The organism is Shewanella sp. MMG014, assembly GCF_018100775.1.
Classification (GTDB): Bacteria; Pseudomonadota; Gammaproteobacteria; order Enterobacterales; family Shewanellaceae; genus Shewanella; species Shewanella japonica.
This window is the reverse complement of the sequence record NZ_JAGJDZ010000012.1, coordinates 163,402-172,707: the sequence shown is the minus strand read 5'-3', so window position 1 is coordinate 172,707 and position 9,306 is coordinate 163,402. Positions and strand designations below refer to the sequence as shown.

Genomic DNA, 9,306 nt, shown 5'->3' with positions numbered 1-9,306 from the left:
GTAAATCAATACAATTAAACAAAATTTGTGGAGGCGCGACCCGGAGTCGAACCGAGGTCGACGGATTTGCAATCCGCAGCATAGCCATTCTGCCATCGCGCCGAAACTTGTTATTGAATTGGAGCGACATATCGGGTTCGAACCGATGACCTATACCTTGGCAAGGTATCGCTCTACCAACTGAGCTAATGTCGCCTTTCAATGCAAGTAATCAATAAGGAGTTAATCTCCGTTGTTGATTTCGAAATGGATTTTACCGTTTTACGCATAACTGTCAATGCAGATTTTTTAAATAATAGCAGTTTTGAATTTGTTTGATGTTTAAATCTACGTATTGAGTGAATAATTAACAATGCGAATAAAACTCAAACAATAAAAAAGCACTTCAATTGAAGTGCTTTTTTTAAAGTGTCTTTTAGATAATTAAAGACAGATTAAAAACTTAAGCTTCTGGTAAAGATAACGTCGTTAATCCAAGCATTTTTTGCATAACACCAACAACCTGGCAGCTATAACCAAATTCGTTGTCATACCAAACATATAGTATCGCACGTTTGCCATCAGCAATTGTCGCTTGTGAATCAACAACACCAGCATAGCGAGAACCGACTAAATCACTCGAAACAATTTCAGTTGAATCGGTGTAATCTACTTGGTTTTTAAGATCTGAAGTTAATGCAATATCCTTAAGATATTCATTTAATTCTTCGCGATTAGTCTCACCATTTAAATTAACACTGATAATTGCCATTGAAACATTTGGTGTCGGAACGCGAATAGCGTTACCTGTTAATTTACCTTCCATAACGGGTAATGCTTTTGCAACAGCTTTTGCTGCACCCGTTTCAGTTATAACCATGTTTAATGGTGCACTGCGGCCACGACGATCAGCACTATGGTAATTATCAATTAGGTTTTGGTCATTGGTATAAGAGTGAATCGTTTCTACGTGACCGTTTTCAATACCATACTTATCGTTAACAGCTTTCAGTACTGGCGTAATTGCATTAGTAGTACAGCTTGCTGCTGAAACAATCATGTCTTCAGGTAAAATATCGTTTTCGTTAACACCGTAAACAACATTTTTAATCGCGCCTTTAGCAGGTGCAGTTAATAATACTTTGCTTGCACCCTTGCTCTTAAGGTGAAGACCTAAACCATCTTCGTCTTTCCAAATACCTGTATTATCAACTACTAGCGCATTGTTAATACCATATTGTGTGTAGTCGACTTGATCAGGTGAATTGGCATAGATGATTTGAATGTACGTACCATTGGCAATGATAGCGTTGTTCTCTTCATCAACTTCAACAGAACCGTTGAACGGCCCATGAACTGAATCACGACGTAATAAGCTCGCGCGCTTTTCTAAATCGCCTTTTTTACCACCACGTAAAACAATGGCTCGTAAACAAAGTTTATTACTCTTACCTGTTTTTTCGATCATTAATCGTGCTAATAAACGACCGATACGTCCAAAGCCATATAAAACTACGTCTTTTGATTCAGCATCATCGCCAAAATTAAGACCTGCTTCCAGCTCACGAGTCATGTAAGCTTGAATTTGAGAAGCGTCTTTATTATCACGCCAGTAATTAATCGCTAGTTTACCGATATCAACTTTACAGTGTTTTACTGACAACTTACTTAATGCTTCAACAAACGGGAAGCTTTCACGTAGACGTAATTTTTCACCAATATGGCGACGAACAAGTCGATGCGCTTTAATAATTTCAATTGTAGATGCGTTTAGTAGAGGTTTACCATACACTAAGACTTCAACGCCTTGATTGCGGTATAGTTTTCCTAATAAAGGCTGCATTGCTTCAGCCATTTCGAAACGTTCTTGCCAACTTTGTAGGTGTTTATCAGCGCTCATTAAAAAGATCCTTTATCTCATATTTCAGCTTTTTGTCGCAGAAAGAATTGAGTAACGAAAAGAAAAGACCAATAATCATTATTTGGTAGGGTTAACCCCTTTTGGTCGGCGACATTGTAATGAAATTTATGCGTTTTCGCCAGTAAGAAATTTTTAGTAAACCTGTAATTTTATTAGATAATTTCCTGTTTTGGAGCTAGTTTTGAACAAAAGTTTAGTAATAATTACATCATTTTCAATTTTTGCTGCTTTATTCGGCTTATTTGGTTGTGATGTTGGCCGAAATAGTGGCAGCATTTGTAAAAAAAATCCTGAACTTTGTGCCGATTTACACAAGGATAGTTGGTGTTTAGTAGAAAAAGGAGACTTAATCCGTAGTCGTTATCAATTAAAGATCACTGAAAATCCGTCGGGTAAGCAACTATATGATCAATTAATTAAACTTGAATCTTATAGCAACTGCATTGAACTCGCAGCCGGCGTTAAACATATAATAAACACACATCGAACAGAAGACAGAGAACGTGCTTATGCTGTTAGCACTCAAAACTTAGCCCAATTACAAGAGTACACCAAAGACAATCCTGATATTTACCTTGCGTATTATCGTTGGACTAAATTTAATGACTTCCCCTCTCGCGATATTGTTATTAAAGCCGAACAAGCCGGTGAGCTCACTGAGACCTTTATGCTCGCTCAAGTTGCCTCTCACTATATAAAAACAGATGTCGCCAGAGCCAAATTACTTTATTTGCATTTACTCTCCCATGTTAAGGCGAGCAATATTGATTCAGATTGGCTCCTCGCTCTAGCAACCATATATAGAAGAGAACAAAATGTACAAAACGAGTATTTGTTAACTAAGGCGAATACATTAATAAGTGATAACACTGCCTCAGAAGAAAAATTATTAGCGTTAATAGCAAACAATTCAGACTTAGCGGTGCAACTCGATGCGGAAGCGAAAGAGCTAGTAAAGGACATCAAGCAAGGAAAGTTTGCAAGCAGTCAGATAAAACATCGTTTTGAATAACCAAATGTAAAATTATTAGCTACACTAAAACACAAATCATTTACAGCACTCGCTGTATTGGACTTTCATAACAAAGCTCAAAACCGCTTTTATTTTGAATTCTGTAAATAAAATACAGACATATTCACGATAAATGTCGCTTTTTGGGCTTTTTTACTTGACGAAATGCTCTAATTTGGTAATTTTACTACCATACGATTTACGTAACAGATTTATAATCACTTGAGGGATATGCGATGACTATCCGTGTTGCAATTAACGGCTATGGCCGTATCGGTAGAAATGTTTTACGTGCGCTTTATGAAAGCGAAAAGGATTATCCAATCGAAATCGTTGCTTTAAACGATTTGGGTGATGCTTCAATTAATGCTCACCTTACTAAATACGACTCAGTTCATGGCCGTTTCAATGCTAAAGTTGATCACGATGACGAAGCTATTTATGTCAACGGCGACAAAATCTTAACTTTCCAAGAACGTGACCCTTCTAAATTACCATGGGCAGAATTAAACGTTGATGTTGTTTATGAATGTACAGGAATTTTCACATCTAAAGACGCTGTTAAACCTCATTTAGATGCGGGTGCTAAAAAGGTCATCATTTCTGCACCAGGCAAACAAGTGGACGCTACCGTTGTTTATGGTGTTAATAATGAAGTATTAACTTCAGATATGACTGTTATCTCAAACGCTTCTTGTACTACCAACTGTCTAGCACCTTTTGCTAAGCCATTAAACGACTCTATCGGTATTGAGTCTGGTTTAATGACGACTATTCATGCATACACAAACGATCAACGTTTATCAGATGTTTATCACACTGACTTACGTCGTGCTCGTGCCGCTGCAATGTCGATGATCCCGACTCAAACTGGTGCGGCAGCCGCTGTTGGACTTGTTGTTCCTGAACTACAAGGTAAATTTGACGGTTTAGCCGTTCGTGTACCTACAGTAAACGTGTCATTAGTTGACCTAACGTTTGTTGCAGGTAGAGATACTAGCGTGGAAGAGATTAACGAGATCATCACTAAAGCTGCTCAAGTTGCACCATTGAGTGAAGTGCTTGCTGTCAATGAAGAACCATTAGTCTCTATTGACTTCAATCACAATCCTTACTCATCTAACTTCGATGCAACACAAACTCGTGTTAATGGTCGTTTAGTTAAAGTAATGGCTTGGTACGATAACGAATGGGGTTTCAGTAACCGCATGCTAGATAATACTGTCGCATTAATGAATGCTAAGTAATGATAGATAATAAAAAGCCCTGTTAATACAGGGCTTTTTTGTATCTGAAATAAAATTAAAGTGAGATACTAAGCATTACCTTTAACTTTCATATTCAAGGTTTTTGCAAAATCCAACATTCTATTTAATGGAATAAGCGCTTCATCACGTAGCGCGTCATCAACAAAAACTTCATGCTGCGTTTTATCTTCAGCGCTTAACGAAGCTTCAATTGCCTGTAAACCATTCATTGCCATCCAAGGACAATGAGCACAACTTTTACAAGTGGCTCCATTACCACCAGTCGGTGCTTCAATTAATGTTTTACCAGGCGCAGCTTGCTGCATTTTGTAGAAAATGCCGCGATCAGTAGCAACAATGAACTCTTGATTAGCCATTGTTTGCGCAGCTTTAATTAACTGGCTAGTTGACCCAACAGCATCTGCTAGTGCAACCACATTTGCTGGTGATTCAGGGTGGACAAGAATTGCTGCGTTGGGATGTTGAATCTTTAGTTCTCTTAACGCTTTGGCTTTAAATTCATCATGGACAATACAATCACCCTGCCACATTAACATGTCAGCGCCGGTTTCTTTGGCAATATAACTACCTAAGTGACGGTCTGGCCCCCAGATAATTTTTTTACCTTCGGCGTCTAAATGTTCAACAATTTCTAAGGCAATACTTGATGTCACGACCCAGTCAGCTCTTGCTTTTACTGCTGCAGATGTATTAGCGTAAACCACAACAGTATGATCAGGATGTGCGTCACAGAACTCAGAAAATTTATCGATTGGACAGCCGATATCTAGCGAACATGTTGCTTCTAAAGTCGGCATCAAAACTGTTTTTTCAGGGCTTAAGATTTTAGACGTTTCGCCCATAAACTTAACGCCAGCTACGATGAGTTTCTTTGCAGGATGATCACGACCAAAACGAGCCATTTCAAGAGAATCAGATACACAACCTCCTGTTTCTTCTGCCAGAGCTTGTATTTCAGGATCGGTATAATAGTGTGCAACTAAAACAGCATCTTGTTCGATTAATAACTGTTTAATTCTTGCTTTGTAATCTGCTTTTTCAGCGTCTGACAACACAGCAGGTTTAGCAGGAAAAGGATATTCAATAGAGTCAATATTCGGTGCCGAGGTGATCATTATGGTTCCGAGAAGTTACAACGTCCGAGGATTATACAAAAACACTTAACAAAATTAAAGGACGCATTAGCGTCCTTTATTTTGATTATGCTGAAAAACAATGATGACTACTTCATCGCTAATAGCATTTCTTGTGGTTGTTCAAGATATTGTTTCCACAAATTACAAAAACGAGCAATGGTGCCACCATCGATAACACGATGATCGCCAGACCAACTCACTTGCATAATCTTACGTGCTTCAACTTCACCTTTAGCATTAAATCGAGGCAATACCTGTAGTTTACCTAAAGCAACAATTGCAACTTCTGGTTTATTGATAATTGGCGTGGCTACTGTGCCACCTAAAGCGCCAATATTAGAAATTGAAATCGTGCCACCTTTTAAATCCGCTGGGCTGACTCGTCCACTTCTAGCGGCGTTAGTTAGTCGCGTAATTTCTGCGGCAACATCAAGAATAGATTTATCTTGTACGTCTTTGACATTTGGTACGAGCAAACCCACTTTTGAATCAACGGCCATACCAATATTATGACTTGCCTTGTATGTTAACTCGCTACAATCTGAATTAACTTGGCTGTTCATCACTGGGAATGAATTGATTGCTAAAGACATTGCCTTCATAAAGAAAGGCATCATGGTTAGTTTTACTTCATCTGATGAATAACGTTCTTTCATCTCTGTACGAAGTGCAACTAATTCTGTTAAATCAAACTCTTCACAATAAGTAAAATGAGGAATAGTTGAAACTGACTCAACCATCATCTTAGCCATAACCGCTTTTACGCCTTTAATTGGCTCTACTGTATCTGCAGCTTGTTTGACAATAGACTGAGAAACCGTGTCGTTAACAGGTGATTGTGTCGGAGTTGTAACAGGTTGAGCCTGAGCATTCGATGAACTGCCATTGGCAAAGTTTTCTACATCTTCTTTATATACTCGACCATTCTTACCACTGCCAGGTACATTAGCAATGTTGATATCTAACGTTCTCGCTAAGCGACGAACGGCAGGACTTGCTAATGCTTTTCCTTGTGGTACTGAAGAAGTCGTTGAAGCCACTGTTGTCGTTGCCGTTTCTACTTGCGTAGATCCCACCACTGAACTAGTTGATTCGACTTCAATAGCGAATAAAGGTTCATGAACTTTAGCAAGTTGACCCTTTCGATAATGCAGCTTAACAATTTTACCATTTTTAATTGCTGGTATTTGTACTAACGCTTTATCAGTCATGACATCGGCGATGGGTTGATCTTCAACGACTTGATCCCCCTCTTCTACAAGCCACTCAACTAATTCACATTCAACAATACCTTCACCTATATCCGGTAAAAGGAATTCTTCAACAGCTTTACCAGATACGGTTACTGAATCAGTCGTTGAGCTAATTTCTACATTCTGCTGTTCAGTCGATACTTGATCATCGTGATTCTGTGATGAACTTTTTTCTGTTTTCTCGGCTGACGTTGCTTCAATATCAACGGCGTATAAAGGCTCATGTACTTTAGCTATTTCACCTTTTGCATAGTATAACTTAGTCACAACGCCACCATGTGGTGCTGGAATTTGTACTAATGCTTTATCTGTCATAACGTCAGCGATAGGTTGATCTTCAACGATAACATCGCCTTCTTTGACCATCCAATCAACTAACTCACATTCAACCACACCTTCGCCAATGTCAGGCAAAATAAAATCTTTAATCATATCTTGCTCCTAAAAATTGACTGAGGCTTTAATAGCTTCATAAGTTTTTAGCTCATCAGGCATGTATTCTTTTTCAAGAATCAAAGGATATGGTGTATCAAGACCACAAACACGACTGATTGGCGACTCTAGGTGTAAAAAACATTCTTGTTGGATTTGCGCAGCAATTTCACCAGCAAAACCACCTGTTAAAGGTGCTTCGTGGTTTATCAGAAGTCTTCCTGTTTTCTTAACCGATGCAGCTACGGTATCAACATCCCATGGAGACAAAGTACGTAAATCGACAATTTCACAAGAAATACCGTCTTTTTCTGCCATTTTGGCCGCTTTTTCTAAAATTTCCATCTGGGCGCCCCAACCTAATAAGGTTATATCGCTACCTACTTTAACGACTTCAGCTTTACCGAGTTCGATAACAAAATCACCAGCAGGTACTTCGCCAACAGATGCACGATACAAACGTTTAGGTTCAAAAAAGATAACAGGGTTAGGATCGCGAATTGATGCTAACAATAACCCTTTAGCTTGTTCTGGGTTACGGGGTACTACAACCTTTAATCCTGGAGTTTGTGTGAAGTAAGCCTCAGGAGATTGTGAATGATAATGACCACCTGCAATACCACCACCGTAAGGTGTTCTAAAGGTTAAACCACCGACATTAAACTGATTGCCACTGCGGTATCTGAATTTGGCAGTTTCATTCACGATTTGATCAAAGGCTGGAAAAATGTAATCAGCAAATTGAATTTCAGCAACTGCTGTCATGCCGTTAGAGGCAAGACCATTGGCAAAACCTGCAATGCCTTGTTCTGTTAACGGTGTATTGAAACAACGTTCACGACCAAATTTTTCTTGTAAACCAGAAGTTGCACGGAAAACGCCACCAAAATGGCCAACATCTTCGCCAAATACTACCATGCGCTCATCATCAGTCATTGCGATTGATAACGCATCGTTGATGGCGTGTAACATATTCATTTCAGCCACGATTAAATTCTCCCTGCACTTTTTGGATATGACTTTGGATATTTCTTAATATGTTGTTTTAGCTCTGCCAATTGCTTTTCAAGGGCTGGCGTTGGCTTATCCAATACATCTGTAATCAATGAGTCAAGGTGCGGTAATGGCACTTTCTCTGCGACTTTTACTGCGTTTAACACTTCTTCTCGGTAATGTTCATACTGAGCAGCGTCATCTTTTTCGTTTAACCAATCTTTATTGATCATCCAAAGCTTAAAGCGTTTTACGGGATCATGTTGTTCCCACTTGGCTTCTTCTTCTTTAGAGCGATAACCTGAAGGATCATCCGATGATGAATGCGCACCAAGACGATATGTCATCGCTTCAATCAACACTGGTGCATTATGTTCAAGAGCATAAGCTCTAGCTTGTTGTGTTGCAGCTAATACTGCAAGCATGTCATTACCATCAACTCTAATAGTGTGCATACCATAACCAACACCACGACTCGCAATACCATTACCAGCAAATTGCTCTTCGGTTGGAGTAGAAATGGCATAACCGTTGTTACGGCAGAAAAAGATAGTCGGAGACTTAAGCACTGCGGCCATATTTAAGCCAGCATGAAAATCACCTTCTGAAGCTGCACCTTCACCAAAGTAGCAAATTGCTACGTTACGTTTACCTTGTAACTTGAATGCATGAGCAACACCTGTTGCTTGCGGAATTTGCGTCGCTAGAGGTGAAGAGATGGTTTGATAATTAAGTTCATTACTGCCGTAATGAATAGGCATTTGACGTCCTTTGCCTAAATCTTTCTCATTACTGAACATTTGATTCATGAACTGCTCTGTGGTGAAACCACGATAGCGTAAAGAAGCATGCTCACGGTACTGGGCAAGTATTACGTCGCCATCATCAAGCGCAGCTGTACTACCAATAATTGAGGCTTCTTCACCAGTACAGGTCATGTAAAAACTAATCCGACCTTGACGCTGCGCACTTAACATACGTTCGTCTAAAACACGGGTAAATACACAAGTGTCGTAAATACGTTCAGCGAGTGCTTGATCAATGACAGGCATCACCGCATTTTCATATGTGGTACCGTCTGCTTGCAGAATTTTTAAAATAGGGATGTGCAATGACGCTTTGTCTAAGAAGCTGACACGATGCACTGTTTCATTATTCAGCGGTGCGTTGCTCATATTATGCTCTTGTTATCTGAGGCCTTATAAAATAAAGCTTAATTTATTATATGCGAAAGCACATTACGTTAACGTAAACTTACTATCAACTAATGTGCTTTCTTGTTGGTAAATAACCTTGCAAAAAATTTGTATAT

7 protein-coding genes and 2 tRNA genes are annotated in these 9,306 nt (G+C 39.2%); 2 read left to right on the top strand and 7 right to left on the bottom strand.

What is annotated here, in order from left to right; genetic code table 11:
- Window positions 1–28: 28 nt before the first annotated feature.
- The 3 genes from J8L86_RS17965 to J8L86_RS17955 form a co-directional block, all read right to left on the bottom strand.
- Window positions 29–102 (bottom strand) — tRNA-Cys (locus tag J8L86_RS17965).
- A gap of 17 nt (window positions 103–119) precedes the next feature.
- A tRNA-Gly gene (locus J8L86_RS17960) sits at window positions 120–195 on the bottom strand.
- A gap of 247 nt (window positions 196–442) precedes the next feature.
- Entirely contained in the window at window positions 443–1,879 is a 1,437-nt protein-coding gene (locus J8L86_RS17955; RefSeq protein ID WP_211031206.1) for a glyceraldehyde-3-phosphate dehydrogenase, read from the bottom strand.
- A 202-nt stretch (window positions 1,880–2,081) separates the two neighbouring features.
- Between J8L86_RS17955 and J8L86_RS17950 the strand changes: the two genes are divergently transcribed.
- Entirely contained in the window at window positions 2,082–2,912 is an 831-nt protein-coding gene (locus tag J8L86_RS17950) for a DUF2989 domain-containing protein (protein ID WP_192022698.1), read from the top strand.
- Window positions 2,913–3,148: 236 nt separating this feature from the next.
- Window positions 3,149–4,159: a type I glyceraldehyde-3-phosphate dehydrogenase gene (gap, locus tag J8L86_RS17945; RefSeq protein WP_055023940.1), complete on the top strand. Its 1,011-nt coding sequence runs from the start codon at window positions 3,149–3,151 to the stop codon at window positions 4,157–4,159.
- Window positions 4,160–4,227: 68 nt separating this feature from the next.
- Here the strand turns inward: gap and nadA are convergent, their stop codons facing one another.
- The 4 genes from nadA to J8L86_RS17925 form a co-directional block, all read right to left on the bottom strand.
- Window positions 4,228–5,295: a quinolinate synthase NadA gene (gene nadA, locus J8L86_RS17940; protein ID WP_055023941.1), complete on the bottom strand. Its 1,068-nt coding sequence runs from the start codon at window positions 5,293–5,295 to the stop codon at window positions 4,228–4,230.
- A gap of 107 nt (window positions 5,296–5,402) precedes the next feature.
- On the bottom strand, window positions 5,403–7,001 hold the full coding sequence (locus J8L86_RS17935) for a dihydrolipoyllysine-residue acetyltransferase (RefSeq protein ID WP_211031205.1): 1,599 nt from the start codon (window positions 6,999–7,001) through the stop codon (window positions 5,403–5,405).
- 9 nt (window positions 7,002–7,010) lie between these two features.
- Entirely contained in the window at window positions 7,011–7,988 is a 978-nt protein-coding gene (locus tag J8L86_RS17930; RefSeq protein WP_065108094.1) for a transketolase C-terminal domain-containing protein, read from the bottom strand.
- A 2-nt stretch (window positions 7,989–7,990) separates the two neighbouring features.
- Window positions 7,991–9,169: a thiamine pyrophosphate-dependent dehydrogenase E1 component subunit alpha gene (locus J8L86_RS17925; protein WP_055023944.1), complete on the bottom strand. Its 1,179-nt coding sequence runs from the start codon at window positions 9,167–9,169 to the stop codon at window positions 7,991–7,993.
- Window positions 9,170–9,306: the final 137 nt, after the last annotated feature.

Coding starts and splice junctions, on each gene's coding strand:
- J8L86_RS17955 (WP_211031206.1), bottom strand. CDS start 1,879: ATGAGCGCTGATAAACACCTACAAAGTTGGCAAGAACGTTTCGAAATG.
- gap (WP_055023940.1), top strand. CDS start 3,149: ATGACTATCCGTGTTGCAATTAACGGCTATGGCCGTATCGGTAGAAAT.
- nadA (WP_055023941.1), bottom strand. CDS start 5,295: ATGATCACCTCGGCACCGAATATTGACTCTATTGAATATCCTTTTCCT.
- J8L86_RS17935 (WP_211031205.1), bottom strand. CDS start 7,001: ATGATTAAAGATTTTATTTTGCCTGACATTGGCGAAGGTGTGGTTGAA.
- J8L86_RS17925 (WP_055023944.1), bottom strand. CDS start 9,169: ATGAGCAACGCACCGCTGAATAATGAAACAGTGCATCGTGTCAGCTTC.